Raw genomic sequence first — 15,928 nt, forward strand, 5'->3', positions numbered from 1 at the left:
TATATTTTGTTAAATATTCTTGTCCTATTAAAATTTTATCCTTATATTCTATAATAGGACGTTTAATAAGACTTAAATTTGATAAAACTAATTGTTTTAAGCTTTTTTCATCCATATCTAAGGATTTTAAATTTAATTTTCTAGCTGTCATACCTTTTAGATTGATTAAATCTTCAAAGGTTCTTTGTTTAAGCCAAGTATTTAAAATACTTTCATTAATCTTTTTAATATCTAAAAAATCAAAATTAATACCTTTATCTTCTAAGTAAGATAAAGCTTTTTTCACACTTGAACAATTTTTAATCCCATAAACTTTCACGCCCTAGCCTTTTTTACTAAATCAGCGATTAAAAAGGCAAGTTCTAAGGCCTGGTCAGCATTTAACCTTGGGTCGCACTGAGTTTCATACCTTTTTTGCAAATTCTCAGTTTTTACATTTGAGACAATGCCACCCGTACACTCTGTAACATCCTGCCCTGTCATTTCAAGATGAACTCCACCTGGATAAATGCCCTCGGCTATGCCTACTTCAAAAAAGGCCCTAACCTCTTTAATGATATTATCAAATTCTCTAGTTTTATAATTACCAGCCTTAACAGTATTGCCATGCATTGGGTCTATACTATAAATTAAATTTAAGCCCTCGCTTCTTAATTCTTTAAAGATTTTTGGCAAATTTTGTTCTATTTTTTCGGCACCCATTCTAATAATAATATTTAATCTTCCTTCTTCATTGCTTGGATTTAAGGCATTTGAAAGGGCTATGATATCACTAGCACTGGCACTTGGACCGATTTTAACGCCTAATGGATTTTTAACCCCACTTAAAAAATGAACATGTGCTCCATCAATCTCACGCGTCCTTTCGCCTATCCAAAGCATATGGGCAGAACAATCATAAATTTCATTGCTTAAACTATCAACCCTAGTAAGTGCTTCTTCATAAGGCAAAAGTAAGGCCTCATGCGAAGTATATATAGAAACTTCTTTTAAGCTTGGGACATTGCCAGTATTGATACCACAAGCTTCCATAAAGGCTAGGGTCTCTGAAATTTTTTCACTTATATCTGTGTATTGTTTTTGCAATTTACTCTTTTTCAAAAAGCCCAAATTCCAGCGATGAACTTCGTGTAAATCAGCTAAACCACCCTTAGCAAAACCTCTTAATAAATTTAAAGTCGTAGCACTTTGATAATACGCTTCTATCATACGTTTAGGACTAGGCACTCTCGCCTTTTCATCAAATTCAAAACCATTTATAATATCGCCTCTATAACTTGGCAAACTAACCCCATTAACCTCTTCAAAATCAGAACTCCTAGGCTTTGCAAACTGCCCAGCAATGCGACCTATCTTAACCACGGGACAGCCACCTGCAAAGGTTAGCACAATAGCCATTTGCAATAAAAGCTTAAACATATCCCTAATATTTACAGCACCGAAATTTTCAAAGCTTTCAGCACAATCTCCACCCTGCAATAAAAAGGCCTCTTTTCTAGTGACCCTTGCGAGATTTTTTTGTAAATTTCTGATTTCACCAGCAAAGACAAGAGGAGGTAATTTTTCAAGCTTTGCTAGAGTTTTATTTAACTCTTTTTCATTTGGATAAACAGGTTGTTGCTTTATAGGATAGTTTTTCCAAGAATCTTTTTTCCAATTCATAATAAATTCCATATTTTAATAAATTCATAATCCTAGAAAAATTTTTAAATGATAAATAAATGAAGCTAAGAATATGAATGTTTAAATAGCAAAAATTTGAGAAAAACTCAAATTTTAAAGCTAAACTACTATTTTTTAAGTTCTTTGATACGAGCAGCCTTACCACGTCTTTGTCTAAGATAAAATAATCTAGCACGTCTAACATGCCCTCTTCTAAGTACGCTAATGCTTTCAAGGCTTTCGCTATAAATAGGGAAAATTCTTTCAACACCTATATTATTAGCACCAATCTTGCGTACAATAAATGTTTCACCTACTCCATTACCTCTTCTAGCTATGCAAACACCCTCGAAATTTTGAATTCTTGACTTATCGCCTTCTTTGATACGAATAGCAAGTTTTAAAGTATCACCAGCACGAAAATCAGAAACCTTTTTTTCTCCAATTTGTTTTGCCTCAAACTGCTCAATATATTTATTTTTCATATCTTTTCCTTACTTTTTGCGTTCATGCTCCAAGAATAAATCTGGCCTAAAAAATTTCGTTTTGCAAGACGCTAAAATGTATTTTAAATCGGCAATTTTAGCGTGATTACCCTTTAAAAACACTGAAGGAGGATTAAAAATTTTAGCTTTTTTACTTGTATCAAAATCAAAGGGCTTTGCAAAAGCAGGAGCTTCTAATAAATTATCTTCAAAGCTTTCTTCTTCTAGACTTTTTTCATTGCCTAAGACCTCATCCACATTTCTTAAAATCGCATCACTTAAAACAAGGGCAGCTAACTCTCCACCTGTTAAAATCACGTCACTAACGCTAAAAATTTCATTTGCAAAAAGTTCAATCACTCTTTCATCAATTCCTTCATATCTTCCACAAACAAAGACAATATGTTCTTTTTTACTAAGTCTTTTTGCATCCTTTTGAGTAAAGGTCTTAGCACAAGGGTTTAAAAAGATAAAATGAGCCTTTGAATCTTGCTTTTTTATGAATTCTAAACTATCAAAAAGAGGTTGAATTTGCATTAAAAGACCAGCCCCACCTCCTATTTTATAATCATCTACCTTTTTATGTATATCCTTGCTAAAATCTCTAGGATTTATGAAATTTAAAGAAAATAAATTATTTTTCCTAGCCCTTGAAAGTATAGAATCAGAAAAATAAAACTCGATTAAATTTGAAAATAAAGACACAAAAGAAAGTTTCATTATGAATTTTCCAAGATATAAATAGCCTCGTCGCTACAATTAATTTTAAAATTTTTTATATCAACACTTAAAACATATTTATCAATGTAAGGTATATAAAAATTCTTAGCTAAACCTTGTTTTATAAGTGTTTCATCGGTGTTAATTTCAAACAAACAAGAAGAAGTATTTTCTAAAATATCAACAACTTTTCCAAGTCTTTGTTTGCTATCATAAACCTCGCATTTTAAAATATCAAAATAAAAAAATTCATCCTTTTTAAGTTTGCATTCTTTGCGAGTTTTTTCTATACTTTGATAAAGTTCTTTATTTACTAAATTCTTAGCTAAATTTATATCTTCAAAGCCTTCAAATAAGATAGTTAGATTATCCTTATTAAAAGCTTTGATAGTAAGTGTTTTGTCATTACAAAAAAAAGTAGCACCTTTTTTAAACTGAGATAAAAAATCACTTAAATTATGCAATCTTAAATGGCCATTTAAACCTATAGTTTTACCAAGTTTTGCAACCTTTAATAATTCATTCAATGGCTTTAACCGTGACTCTATAATTAGTATCATCCTTGCTTTTATAAGCTGAAATCACAGTTTTAATAGCATTAATCATCTTGCCATTTCTACCTATCAATTTACCCGTATCAGCCTTGTCCGCATAAAGAATAAGTTCTACAAAATTATCGCCCAAATCAAGCTTTTCTATGGAAATTTTTTCAGGATATTGAGCTATTAATTTTGCATATTCTTCTAAAAATTTCTCAACCATAATTATTTACTAGTAATAGAAATAACTTTATCGCTAAGTCTAGCACCGACGCTTTTCCAATAATTTAATCTTTCAGTGTCAAATTTTACTACTTCTGGTTCTACCATAGGATTATAATATCCTATACTTTCGATCCAGCCACCATCTCTACGTTTTCTACTATCAGTTACAACGATACGATAAAATGGTCTTTTGGTCCTACCCATTCTTGTAAGTCTAACTACTGTCATATTTTCTCCTTAAAACTTTTAAAAAATTTTATTTATAAATACCACTAATATTTATAAATAAAATTTCACATAGGTCTTCTTGCTTGATTCATCATCTGCATTAAGCTATCCATTCCTTTTTTACCCGAAAAACGTTTTGCAAGTTTTGCAGCATTTTCAAACTGCTTTAAAAAACGATTTACTTGAATTTGAGATAAACCAGCTCCTAATGCAATTCTTCTTTTTCTAGCATTATTTAAAAGTTCAGGGTTTTGCCTTTCTTTTAAGGTCATTGATGAAATCATTGCCTTTATATGAATAATTTCTTTTGAATTTTCAAGGTCTATATCTTTTAATTGAGAAGCCATATTTGAAAGACCAGGTATCATTCCTATTAAAGATTTCATACTTCCTAACTTTTTCATACTTTCCATTTGATTTAGAAAATCTTCAAAATTAAAAGCCCCTTTTTTAATCTTTTGAGTTAATTTTTTCGCATCTTTTTCACTAATTACGGCTGCTGTTTTTTCAGCTAAAGTAGCTAGGTCACCCTCGCCCATAATGCGACTTACTATTCTATCAGGTACAAATAATTCTAAGTCAGCTACCTTTTCACCAACACCGACAAAACGCAAAGGAATTCCTATTTGTTTAGCTATACCAAGTGCAACCCCACCCTTTGTATCAGCATCAAATTTGCTTAAAATAACCCCACTAATGCCTAAACTATCATTAAAAGCTACAGCAGTTTTTACCCCATCTTGCCCACTCATAGCATCGGCTACATAAAAAATTTCATCAGGGTTTAAACTTTGCTTAATATCTCTTAATTCTTGCATCAAAGGCTCATCAATAGCCAAACGACCAGCAGTATCGACAAACAAAACATCCACCATGCTTTCTTTTGCTTTTTTAAGTGCTTCTTTAGCTACCTTTAAAGGATTTGTTTCATTTTCTATATAAAAAAGTGTTAATTCATTGCTTTCGCAAAGTTGTTTTAATTGTTCAACAGCGGCCAATCTTTGTAAATCACAGGCTGCGATTAATACCTTTTTATTGCGTAATTTTAAGTAATTGGCTAATTTAACCGTGCTAGTTGTCTTACCTCCACCTTGAAGTCCTACCATTAAAACGATAGTTGGTGGCTTTAAGGCAAACACAAAACCCGAATTTGCACCCTTAATACTTAAAATTTCTTCTAAATTTTTCTTAATGGCTAATAAAAATTGTTGCTGTCCTATACCACTTTTTTTTAAATCTTCTTCTATTAAAACTAAAAGTTCTTTTACTACTTTATGATGCACATCAGCCTTTAAAAGGGCTTTTTTTAGTGTATCTAAGGCGTTTTTAAGTGCCTTTTCATCATCTATAAAACGAAGTTTATTAATAGCAGTTTTAAAAGATTCGCTTACAAGTTCAAACAATTTTTACCTTTTTTATTAAAATTTTAAACTTCGCATTTTATAAAATTTTTGCTTAAATAGCTTTAAAAATCAAAATTTTTTAACTCAAAACCAAAATTTGAAAAACTATCATCTGGCAAGGCCTTAAATTTATAATCTAAAAGCCCTATTTCAAAGCTATGCAAATACATTCTATCAGCCTTAATTTTAGCATATTTTTCATCGCCTATAACACCATGTTTTATAAAAGAAGTATGCAGTCTAATTTGATGAGTGCGACCCGTTTTAATGATAATTTTAACCAAACTTTTATGCTTAGCAACCATTAAGGGTATTATTAAAGAATTTGCTTCTAGTCCTTGTTTTGAAATTTTACTAATAGCCCCACTCTTACCCTTTGTAGTTAACATAGGCTCATTTATCTCAATTTCTTGGGCTATTATGCCATCAAGTATGGCTATATAGCTTTTAAAAACTCTTTGTTTTTTAAACTCATTTATGCAAAGTTGGCGAAAATTCTCATCCTTACAAAGCAAGATAAGCCCACTAGTTTCTTTATCAAGCCTATTTAAAAGCCTTGCTTTGAAAAGTTCTTGCAAATTCTCACTTATTAAAGAATTTGGTTTATTTACAGCTATAATTTTTTCATCTTCAAAGATAATTTTAATATCTTGCATTTTTTTAATTTTAAATTTAACACTTGAATTTAATAAAGACCTAGCAACTGCAATTTTTTGTCCATTTACAAACACTAAACCCCTATCGATTAAATCCTTTGCCTTTGAGTGTGAAATTTTTTCTTGCAAAGCTAGTAATTTATATGCTTTTTCTTGCATTAATACCATCTTGAATACTTTGCATTATAGGGCTTAAATCTAGTTTTGATTTTAATTTTGCCCTTGTTTTAAAATTATGTATAAAATCATTTAAGTCCTGTAAATTTTCACAAAAACACACATTTTCAACCATTTCAAAGAGACTTTTTTGATTGTGTATAAATTTACCACTTATTAAAACATTATCAAAACTTGCAACCTCTATAGGATTGTGCCCTCCTATATTATCAATAAAAGAACCACAAAGTACCACTATATCACTAATCGCATAAAAATTTACAAGCTCACCTAATTTATCTAAAAGCAAAATTTCTTTATTAAATTCGCTAATATCATTTAAATTTGAAAATTTATCAAAGCTTAAATTTAAGTCCTTTAGCAAAGTCTCAACCTCCACAAAACGTTCAGGGTGTCTTGGGGCTATGATTAATTTTTCATTTTTTTCTAGCTTGAAATTTTGTAATAAAAGTTCTTCTTCGCCCTTATGAGTACTTGCAAAAATTATTAATTTTTCTTTAAATTTAGTATATTTTTTACTAGGATTAATTTTTAAAGTGCTTTTAATATTTGTAAAAACCTTAATATTTTTTGCCCCAAGTTCGCTAAATCTAGTTTTATCTTTATCACTTTGTACAAAAATTTCATCTATATAAGAAAAAATTTTTTTATAAAAAAAAGAAAATTTTTTATAAGAAGAATAAGAATTATCAGAAATTCTAGCGTTTATTAAAAGTATTTTAGCCTCTTTTAATTTTGCTATAAATACAAGCATTAACCAAAATTCAGCCTCAAAAATAACTAACACCTTGGTTTTACTCAACCAAAAAGGCAAAAATATCTCAAAGGCTAAAAAATTTACCTTAGAACAAAAACTTTTAGCCAAATCAAAACCCGTTTGAGTGATAACTGAAATTCTACTATCATAATTTAAACTTAATTCTTTAATGCTATTAACTTCCCCATAAGAACAAGCATGAAAATGTACATCTGCTTTTTTTTGAATTAAATTTTTATATAAAAAAAATCTTGCCTTTAAGCTTTGTTTATATTTTTCCTTACAAAATGAAAGTATGAAAATAAAGGGGCTTAAAGGTATAAAAAGTATGATTAAGATTAAATAATAAAAAAAAATCAACTCTTTGTGCTTTTTGATTTAGTACTTGTTTTTACGCTCTTTGTACTTTTTGTACTCTTAGTGTCAGTTTTGCTAGTACTTTTTGCCGAAGTAGCTTTTGCCTTTGTAGCTGTTTTTGTATTTGTAGTCATCTTTGTACTAGCTTTTTTAGTGCTTTTACTTTCTTTTTTTTCTTCTTTTTTACTAATTAAATTATGGGCTTTTTCATCTTCAATATATAAAATTCTACCACAATGTGGGCAAGTTACAATCTCTTCACCCTTTAAGATATCCAAATAAGTCTTATCATAAATTCTCATAAAACAACCATAACAAGCTTGTTTGCGAACAGGAGTTACAGCTGTATTTTTTGCCCATTTGCGAATTTTTTCATAAAAGCTTAACATTCTTTGATTTATATCACCGACAAGCTTAGTTTTTTTATCATAAACTACCATTCTTTCTTTTTCTATATCGTTAATCTGTTTTTGAATGCTAGTTTGAATATTTGTAAATTCTTCTTCTTCCTTTATTTTTTGTTCTAAAAGCTCATTTTTAAAGCCTTGTTTATTGCTTAATAGCTCGTCAAGTCTTATTATCTCAGTATCTGCAGCCTTTAATTGTTCTTTTGCTATGCCTTCTTCTACCTTTAAGGCATTTGCCTCTCTTTCTGTTTTAATCAAGGCGCTTTTTTTAGAAAGTTCTTTTATTTTTGCATTAAATTCTGCTATGTGATTATTATTTTGCACCTTTTGTTGTTCTATGTCTTTTATCTCATCATCAATTTGTGAAAGCTGGGTATTGATTTTATTAATTTTATTCTCAGATAATCTTAAAGCCTTACTAATATCTTCAATCTTTGGTTCAAAGCTATCAATCTCTTGGTCTATCTTTGATAAAAACACTAATTGTTCAAGGTACTTGTTCATAGAATTTCCTTAAAAATATTGAAATGGATTTTTTGAAACTGATATTATAACCTTTAAGGGCAATTTTTGCAAGTATTTTTTTAAACTTTGTGCAAAATATCTCTCACTTTCATAATGCCCTAAATCTATTAAATTTAACTTATTGCTAATGGCTTCTAAAGCCATATGATACTTAAAATCTCCACTTAAAAAACAATCAGCCTTAACTAGATTTATTAAATCGCCACCACTTCCAGTACAAATTGCAAGGGTTTTAATATTTTGCTTACCACAAAAACTAGTTCTTAAAATTTCTAAATTTAAACTCTTTTTTATATCATCACAAAGCGTTTTAAAGCTTGTATTTACTTCTATATATATTAAAAATTTATCCTGTGTAAAGTTTTTATAACCTAAAATTTCTTTCACAAAATACGCATTTAAATGAGATAAATCATAATTTGTATGCATAACAATCAAGCTTATATTTTTTTTAATTATTTCTTTTATAAATAAGCTAGGGTATTTATCATTGGCTAAATTCTTTAAACCCTTAAAAATCAAAGGATGATGAGTTATAAATAAAGAATTTTCTTCTGCCTTTTCAATCAAATTTTCATCTATATCAAGGCTTAAATAAATGGTTTTTATCTCATCGTTTTCATTACCTAATAACAAGCCACTATTATCCCATTCTTCTTGGTTAGCAAAGGGACTTAAATTATCTAAAAAATTATAAATTTCACTAAGTTTCATTTAATTCTCATTTAAGCTTTGCTTATAAACACTAGCACAAGATTTTGATAGCTCTCTAATTTTAAGCATATAATCTTGCCTTTTAGCCACTGAAATAGCCCCTCTTGCATCAAGTAAATTAAAAGTATGGGCTGCTAACATACAATAATCATAAGCTGGTAAGGCAAGGCCCTTTTCTAAAATATGCTTACATTCTTTATAGGCATTTTCAAAATTTTCATTTAAAATTTCTACATTACTTACTTCAAAATTATACTTACTATACTCAAATTCGCTTTGCTTGTGTATATCATTATAAGTGATTTTTTTACCATTAAACTCATTCCAAACTATGTCATAAACATTATTTACATTTTGAATATACATAGCAAGTCGTTCTAAACCATAGGTAATTTCAGCACTTACTAAGTCAACAGCAATGCCTCCAACTTGTTGAAAATAAGTAAATTGAGTAATCTCCATTCCATCAAGCCAAACTTCCCATCCAAGTCCCCACGCACCAAGACTTGGGCTTTCCCAGTTATCTTCTATAAAACGAATATCATGCTTTTTTAAATCAAAACCTAAATTTTCAATACTTTTTAAATACAATTCTTGGATATTATCAGGGCTTGGCTTAATGAGTACTTGAAATTGATAATAAGCCCCTAAGCGATTTGGATTTTCCCCATATCTTCCATCTGTTGGCCTTCTACTAGGGGCTACGTACGCAGTGGCAAAGGGTTTTTTGCCTAAACTTCTTAAAAAAGTAGCAGGGTGAAAGGTACCAGCCCCTGCTGGCATATCGTAAGGCTGCATAATAGCGCATCCTTGTTTTTGCCAAAAATCTTGTAAACTTAATATTATTTGCGAAAATGTCATTTTTGCTCACTTTGTTCTAAATTTTCTTCTAAAATTTCTATATTTTCGGCTTCTTCTTTAATATTTTCTTCTTTAGAATTTTTTTCTTCCTTATTTTCAGCCATTTTTTTATCAGAATTTACACCAAAGGCCTCCATTGTTTTATTCCACATTAATTTATATTTTCTTTTCATAAACTCAGCCTCTTCTCTGGCGTGTTTTAATTCTTGATTTAAGGTATCTATCGTCTTTCTATCTTCATCGTAAAGTTCTTGCATTGAATAAAGGGCATCTTTTAAGAATTTATTTTCATTTTTTAAAGTATCAAGGGTTTCATCCTTTGCATCAAGCACCTTTTCATGCAAATTTAAAATGGTTCCTATAGTTTTTTCAACAAAGCTTTCACCTGCTAAGGTCATTGAATTTACCATTGAATTTTTTGAAACAGAACTTGGCACCACGCTAAAGGTACCTTGATTTGCCTCTATATAAATTTTGCCATCTTCTTCTTTAAAATTTAAGGCACCATTTGCCATCATTCCCTTAACGACGTCCTCATTTAAATGCACTAATTTGCAAAATTCTTCAAGTTCTAAATAAGTTTGCATAAAAATCCTTTACAATAAAACTTCCACAGACTTAGAATCTTTAATCAAATTCTCCTCATTTTCACTTCTTTCATCCCTTAAAGCATTGGCTAAATTTTCATCATTTAAGGCTAGAATTTGCACAGCTAAATAGGCTGCATTAATAGCCCCTGCCCTACCTACAGCAAGGGTTGCTACTGGAATTCCCTTTGGCATTTGCACGGTTGAAAATAATGAATCCATACTAGCTAAAGCACTTCCTGGCATGGGTACGCCAATTACAGGCTTTATAGTAAGTGCTGCAACAGCCCCTGCTAAATGTGCTGCCATACCTGCTACTGCTATAAATACCTTAGCTCCTTTATCTTCTGCTTGTTTTACATATTTTTTAGTTCTTTCAGGGCTTCGGTGTGCTGAACTAATTACTAATTCATACTTAACTCCGAATTTTTCAAGTATTTTAACACTTTCAGTAATAAGTTCATAATCACTCTTACTTCCCATTATAATAGACACAAAAGCCATTTAAATTTCCTTTCTTAAAAAGCTAAATTCACTAACTTCGCTTGGCATTTTGATAGCATTTTCATTGCCACTATGAATTTCACTCATGCTTTTACCATTTTTTGTTATAAGTTCTTTAAATTCAACAAAAAATTTATCATCTTTTTTATAAATTTTACCAATTTCATTATCACATTCTTTTAAATTTGAATTTAAGGGTGTCAAAAGCTCATAAGCTGTATTTAAAACAATTTTACCTTTGCATTTAATAAACTTGCCATCCTCACAAATTCCATGAACTTGGTGAGTCCCTTCTTCTATGCTTGAGAAATGATTTTGAGTATTTTGTTTTTCAAAGGCCCTTTGTATCAAATAACCATCTGTAAAACCACGATTTTTTAAGGTATTAATTTCATTTTCATATTTTTTAGCGTTAAAGCTATCATTTAAAGCATCCATTATAGCCATCTTATAGGTGCGAGTTGTAAGTGCTACATAATACTCACTTTTAGTACGACCCTCGATTTTAAAGGCATTTATACAATTTTCTTTCATAATTTTTTGTATATAAGCACACAAATTTAAGTCCTTAGAATTAAACACATGAGTACCTTCTTCATCTTCTTCTAAACGAAACAAAACGCCATTTTCTTCATTTTTAGCATAAAGTTCGTATTTAAAGCGACAATCATTAGCACAACTCCCCCTATTACTCATCCTGCCACTTTGCACAGAACTTATCAAACAGCGTCCAGAATATGCAAAACACATAGACCCATGCACAAATGCTTCAAGTTCTAAATTCGTTTTTTCTTTGATAATTTTTGCATCATTTAAACCAAGTTCTCTTGCTATAACTACGCGTTTTACCCCGAGTTCTTTATACATTTTAGCATCTAAGTAATTTAAAACATTTGCTTGAGTTGAAATATGTAAATTTATATCAGGGGCTAGTTCTTTAAGTAAATAAATAGTTCCTAAGGACGCTACTATAAAAGCATCAGGCCTCATTTCATAAAGCCTTAAAATATGTCTTTTTAAGCCTTCTATTTGACCACTTAGATAAAAGCCATTTAATGTAACATAAATTTTTTTACCCATTTTATGAGTGTATTTTATAGCCTCTTCAAAGCTATCATAATCAAATTCCCTATCTGTTCTAGCCCTTAAAGAAAAGTTATTAACCCCGGCATAAACAGCGTCAGCACCATATGCTAAGGCTATTTTTAACTTAGTAAAATTTCCTGCTGGTGCGACAAGTTCGGGTATAATCATTTTTGTCCTAATGACGCAATCAGTGCCTCGATATCATCATTGCTTACTACATCAGTATTTATATCCCCTTCGATATGAACGGCTGAACCAACGCGTTTTTTATCATCAATCTTGCCCTCAAATAAAGAACTCATATAGCGACTCAATGCTCTCATAACATTAATAACGCGTTCAATTTTTTGCCTATGTATATCTTGATACTGCATAGCATCCATTGCCATAATAACTTCATCTTGCCCATCTTGCAAATTTGTAGCTATTTCCTTGCTTTTGTCTTTAATATTTTTATTTAATTCAAGTGCTTCAACAAAGCTTACAACATGTGGAAATTTAGTATTTAGCTTAGTAAAAATTTCTATATTTTTATCAAAAACCTTATTTAACTCACTCATTAGGGTTTCAGAATTTGCAAAGAAATTATTAATACTTTCAAGTTTTTCTAATAACTCAGTAGCCTTTACTTCGCTATCCTTTGTCACATCATCAAGCTGGTGAACTACCTTGTGTTGGTCATTTGGTGGAGGAGGTGGCCAAAGTACATCAGGATGTGGGGAATAATCAGCGATTTTAACATTTTCAAGCATAACATTATCACCCTTATCCTCCAAGTCTTTCAAGCTTTCATCATCTTCAAGCTTATCTGTGTTTTCTTCATCAAGAGAAACATCTCCCTCCATTAAAGCATCAAGTTCTTCTTGAGTCATAACTTTCCCTTTTTATAGTTTAATACTTAAAATTATAGTCTATTTATTTTAATTTGTCGTTATTTTTTACATATTTTTCATATTAAATTAGTCTTTTGTTTCTTTTTTATAAAAATTATTTTCATTACTAGGCTATTTTTAAGGCTTTGAAAGGACTTTTAAAAATAAAATTTTAAAAAATATAAAAAATTTTTTTTAATTAAAGCTTAATTAAAAATTTTATGCTACAATTTTAAAAATTAATTCTTAGAAGGAGTAAAAAATGGGTAAATTTGTTAATAATATTGACGAATTTTTTAAGTTTTGTGAAAAAAATGAGGTAATTTTTGCTGATTTTCGTTTTACTGATATGATAGGTACTTGGCATCATATTACCTATAATATACACGCTATTAGCAAGGAAACTTTTGAAGCAGGAATTCCTTTTGATGCAAGTTCGGTTAAGGCTTGGCAACCTATTGATAAATCTGATATGATTTTAAAACCTGACGCACAAAGTGCGTTTTTAGACCCCTTTACGGCCGACCAAACTATAGTTGTATTTTGTGATGTTTATGATATTTATAAGGGGCAAATGTATGAAAAATGCCCTAGAAGTATAGCAAAAAAGGCTATGAATTATCTAAAAAATAGTGGCATTGCTGATACTGCTTATTTTGGACCTGAAAATGAATTTTTTATCTTTGATAATGTAAAAATCGTAGATAGTTCAAATTGTATGAAATTTGAAGTAGATACAGAAGAAGGCGAGTGGAACGATGATAAGGACTATATTGATGGCTATAATACAGGGCATAGACCAAGGGCTAAGGGTGGTTATTTTCCAGTTCAACCTGTTGATTCTTTTGTTGATATTAGAGCTGAAATGGTTCAAACTCTTGAAAAAGTTGGTCTTAAAACCTTTGTTCATCACCACGAAGTAGCACAGGGACAATCTGAAATTGGTATAAATTTTGGTACCTTAGTTGAGGCTGCTGATAATGTACAAATTTATAAATATGTAGTAAAAATGGTAGCTCATTTAAATGGCAAAACAGCTACCTTTATGCCAAAACCTTTATATGGTGATAATGGCAATGGAATGCATGTACATATGAGTTTGTGGAAAGACGGGGTAAATTTATTTTATGATAAAGATGGCTATGGAGGTCTTAGCCAAACAGCTATTCATTATATAGGTGGAATTTTAAAAAATGCTAGAAGTGTAGCAGCCTTTACAAATCCAAGTTCAAATTCGTACAAAAGGATTATCCCTGGTTTTGAAGCACCTTGCATTTTAACCTATTCTTGTCAAAATAGAAGTGCAAGTTGTCGCGTACCTTATGGCACAGGCAAAAATTCAGCTCGCATTGAAATTCGTTTCCCTGATAGTACCTCTTGTCCTTATCTTGCCTTTGTAAGCTTGTTAATGGCAGGGCTTGATGGCATAGAAAATAAAACTACGCCTGTTGGTCCTATGGATGAAAATTTATTTGAATTAACCTTGGATGAAATTCGCGAAAAAGGTATAGAACAATTACCTCACACTCTAAGAGGAAGTTTAGAGGCCCTAATTCGTTACAATACCTTTTTAAAGCCTGTTATGAGTGATATTTTTATAGATGATTATCAACATTTAAAATTTGAAACTCAAGTGTGGCCGGTTGAGGCTAGGCCTACTGCTTATGAGTTTAAAACCTGCTATTCTTGTTAATTTAAGCGACTTTTTCAGTCGCTTAAATTAAATATTATTTTTAATCTTTTTGTATTATAACGTCGAAATTTTTCAAGGAGTTTTACAATGAAAGTTAAAATTTTAGTATTTAGCTTACTTGATATTTTATTTGTAGCAAAGATGAGTTAAAGAATAATGCTATAAAAGATAGAAATTATTATGAAACACATGAAGATAAACTTAATGCTAAATTTGATTGGTGTTTAAATAAAATTAAACAAAATGGTGGCGATGGAGTAGATATTAAATAAGTATTTTCATATAGAACTCAACATATATTTTCTAGGGCAAAATACCTTGCAAGCTTACTTGAAGACTATGAATACATTCATTTTAAAGATGATAAAATCGATATGGAAAACTGCATTATGGCAACCACAATAATATGCGATAGAATTTTAGCAAAAGAAATGCAATAATTAATGTCATCTCAACAATAATCCATTATGTAAATTTAAATTTGCATAATGGAATTTAAATATAATTTACTATATTTTTAATCCTTAAAAAACCAATTAGCTTTAAAAAAACCTTATTATGAAATTTCAAAAATTATACTTAAAGTATAGCCATTTTTATAAATTTTTTCGTTTTTTAAATCTGAAAAACTTACTGCATATGTAAGTATCTTACCACTTTCAAACACTTTTCCTACTAAAGCTTTTGAAAAATCGCTAGTATGTATATAAAGCACATCTAATTTTTATCTTAGGTCTTATGCTATTATCTATCTCAATCATAAAAATATCATAATCATTCATATCTTTATAATTTTCATGTTCATATAAATATAATGGTATCATTTTTGGATAAATACATTTTTTAATTGTTTTTGAATTATATATCCAAAAAATATTTTGAAATTTGCCTCTAAGAGAATCTAATGTAAAAAAACAAGCTTAGTAATTTTTTTGAAATACTAATTTATTATCTTGCATAATAAATTGTGGAATATATTCAAAATTACAACGATTTTTTATATTTGTATACAAATTTTTCCTGTTTAAATTACAAGCTTTAATACGAGAAGTAAGCACATTCTGCATATAAAAATAAATAAAAATATAAAAAAAATCATTAAATTTCTTTAATAATATACAATATTCCAACATATTGTATATCTTGGTCTATTTGATTTTATATAAGATAATTATATAATTTTTCCCAATTATAGTTAAGTTGTAATGTAGTCATTGGTATATGTCCTGTATGAATATAACATGAATTATTTCCATATTCATAGCAAACTAAACTCTGTAAAATTTTGTTTTTTTCAGAATAATCATAAGAATATCTATACAGAAATATCTGGTGTAAAAATTTTATATGTAATATCTGTTTTTATATAGGACTATTAAACACAATCTCAATTTCATTATTATTAAAAAACAAATTTGCTTTTATTTCTTTTTTGCCAATGTCGTATTCTTTATTTTAAGATAAGCTTCG

18 protein-coding genes and 1 pseudogene are annotated in these 15,928 nt (G+C 29.7%); 1 reads left to right on the forward strand and 18 read right to left on the reverse strand.

What is annotated here, in order from left to right:
- The 17 genes and pseudogenes from FMM56_RS06375 to FMM56_RS06455 all read right to left on the reverse strand — a co-directional run.
- On the reverse strand, positions 1–319 hold a 319-nt coding region (locus FMM56_RS06375; RefSeq protein WP_150152011.1), incomplete at its 3' end, for an arsenate reductase family protein.
- The gene (locus FMM56_RS06380; protein ID WP_150152008.1) at positions 316–1,662 is read right to left on the reverse strand and encodes a class II 3-deoxy-7-phosphoheptulonate synthase; all 1,347 of its coding nucleotides are present in this window, start codon (positions 1,660–1,662) and stop codon (positions 316–318) included. The genes FMM56_RS06375 and FMM56_RS06380, both read right to left, overlap by 4 nt.
- A 128-nt stretch (positions 1,663–1,790) precedes the next feature.
- Entirely contained in the window at positions 1,791–2,147 is a 357-nt protein-coding gene (rplS, locus tag FMM56_RS06385) for a 50S ribosomal protein L19 (RefSeq protein ID WP_150141666.1), read from the reverse strand.
- Between the two features lie 9 nt (positions 2,148–2,156).
- Positions 2,157–2,867 (reverse strand): tRNA (guanosine(37)-N1)-methyltransferase TrmD, encoded by a 711-nt coding sequence (trmD, locus tag FMM56_RS06390; RefSeq protein WP_150141665.1) that lies wholly within the window; start codon positions 2,865–2,867, stop codon positions 2,157–2,159.
- On the reverse strand, positions 2,867–3,394 hold the full coding sequence (gene rimM, locus FMM56_RS06395; RefSeq protein ID WP_150141664.1) for a ribosome maturation factor RimM: 528 nt from the start codon (positions 3,392–3,394) through the stop codon (positions 2,867–2,869). Before rimM ends, trmD begins: the two co-directional genes overlap by 1 nt.
- On the reverse strand, positions 3,387–3,629 hold the full coding sequence (locus tag FMM56_RS06400) for a KH domain-containing protein (RefSeq protein ID WP_150141663.1): 243 nt from the start codon (positions 3,627–3,629) through the stop codon (positions 3,387–3,389). The genes rimM and FMM56_RS06400 overlap by 8 nt, the downstream gene beginning before the upstream one ends.
- A gap of 2 nt (positions 3,630–3,631) precedes the next feature.
- Positions 3,632–3,859 (reverse strand): 30S ribosomal protein S16, encoded by a 228-nt coding sequence (gene rpsP, locus FMM56_RS06405; protein WP_150141662.1) that lies wholly within the window; start codon positions 3,857–3,859, stop codon positions 3,632–3,634.
- Positions 3,860–3,924: 65 nt separating this feature from the next.
- Positions 3,925–5,262, reverse strand: coding sequence for a signal recognition particle protein (gene ffh / locus FMM56_RS06410; protein ID WP_150180541.1), 1,338 nt, complete (start codon positions 5,260–5,262; stop codon positions 3,925–3,927).
- Positions 5,263–5,324: 62 nt separating this feature from the next.
- Complete coding sequence (locus FMM56_RS06415; RefSeq protein ID WP_150180540.1) at positions 5,325–6,077, reverse strand: pseudouridine synthase family protein; 753 nt, start codon at positions 6,075–6,077, stop codon at positions 5,325–5,327.
- Positions 6,058–7,212, reverse strand: a complete 1,155-nt coding sequence (gene waaA, locus FMM56_RS06420; protein ID WP_150208105.1) for a lipid IV(A) 3-deoxy-D-manno-octulosonic acid transferase — start codon at positions 7,210–7,212, stop codon at positions 6,058–6,060. Before waaA ends, FMM56_RS06415 begins: the two co-directional genes overlap by 20 nt.
- 200 nt (positions 7,213–7,412) lie before the next feature.
- Positions 7,413–8,120, reverse strand: a pseudogene (locus tag FMM56_RS06425) (zinc ribbon domain-containing protein); the annotation flags it as partial.
- 9 nt (positions 8,121–8,129) lie between these two features.
- Positions 8,130–8,855 (reverse strand): Nif3-like dinuclear metal center hexameric protein, encoded by a 726-nt coding sequence (locus tag FMM56_RS06430; protein WP_150208110.1) that lies wholly within the window; start codon positions 8,853–8,855, stop codon positions 8,130–8,132.
- The gene (gene glyQ, locus FMM56_RS06435; RefSeq protein ID WP_150208113.1) at positions 8,856–9,716 is read right to left on the reverse strand and encodes a glycine--tRNA ligase subunit alpha; all 861 of its coding nucleotides are present in this window, start codon (positions 9,714–9,716) and stop codon (positions 8,856–8,858) included.
- Positions 9,713–10,303 (reverse strand): DUF3972 domain-containing protein, encoded by a 591-nt coding sequence (locus FMM56_RS06440; RefSeq protein ID WP_223811480.1) that lies wholly within the window; start codon positions 10,301–10,303, stop codon positions 9,713–9,715. The genes glyQ and FMM56_RS06440 overlap by 4 nt, the downstream gene beginning before the upstream one ends.
- 9 nt (positions 10,304–10,312) lie before the next feature.
- Entirely contained in the window at positions 10,313–10,807 is a 495-nt protein-coding gene (purE, locus tag FMM56_RS06445; protein WP_150141655.1) for a 5-(carboxyamino)imidazole ribonucleotide mutase, read from the reverse strand.
- Complete coding sequence (locus tag FMM56_RS06450; protein WP_150151995.1) at positions 10,808–12,061, reverse strand: peptidase U32 family protein; 1,254 nt, start codon at positions 12,059–12,061, stop codon at positions 10,808–10,810.
- On the reverse strand, positions 12,058–12,765 hold the full coding sequence (locus FMM56_RS06455; RefSeq protein WP_150141653.1) for a protein phosphatase CheZ: 708 nt from the start codon (positions 12,763–12,765) through the stop codon (positions 12,058–12,060). The genes FMM56_RS06450 and FMM56_RS06455 overlap by 4 nt, the downstream gene beginning before the upstream one ends.
- Before the next feature lie 262 nt (positions 12,766–13,027).
- Here FMM56_RS06455 and glnA point away from each other — a divergent pair, with 262 nt between their 5' ends.
- Positions 13,028–14,458 carry a type I glutamate--ammonia ligase gene (gene glnA, locus FMM56_RS06460; protein ID WP_150141652.1) on the forward strand — a complete coding sequence of 477 codons (1,431 nt, stop codon included), beginning with the start codon at positions 13,028–13,030 and terminating at the stop codon, positions 14,456–14,458.
- Between the two features lie 695 nt (positions 14,459–15,153).
- Here glnA and FMM56_RS09230 read toward each other — a convergent pair.
- The gene (locus tag FMM56_RS09230; protein WP_263312617.1) at positions 15,154–15,282 is read right to left on the reverse strand and encodes a hypothetical protein; all 129 of its coding nucleotides are present in this window, start codon (positions 15,280–15,282) and stop codon (positions 15,154–15,156) included.
- Positions 15,283–15,928: the final 646 nt, after the last annotated feature.

The sequence above is a fragment of the Campylobacter sp. LR264d genome, assembly GCF_008633895.1.
In the GTDB taxonomy this organism is placed as follows: domain Bacteria; phylum Campylobacterota; class Campylobacteria; order Campylobacterales; family Campylobacteraceae; genus Campylobacter_D.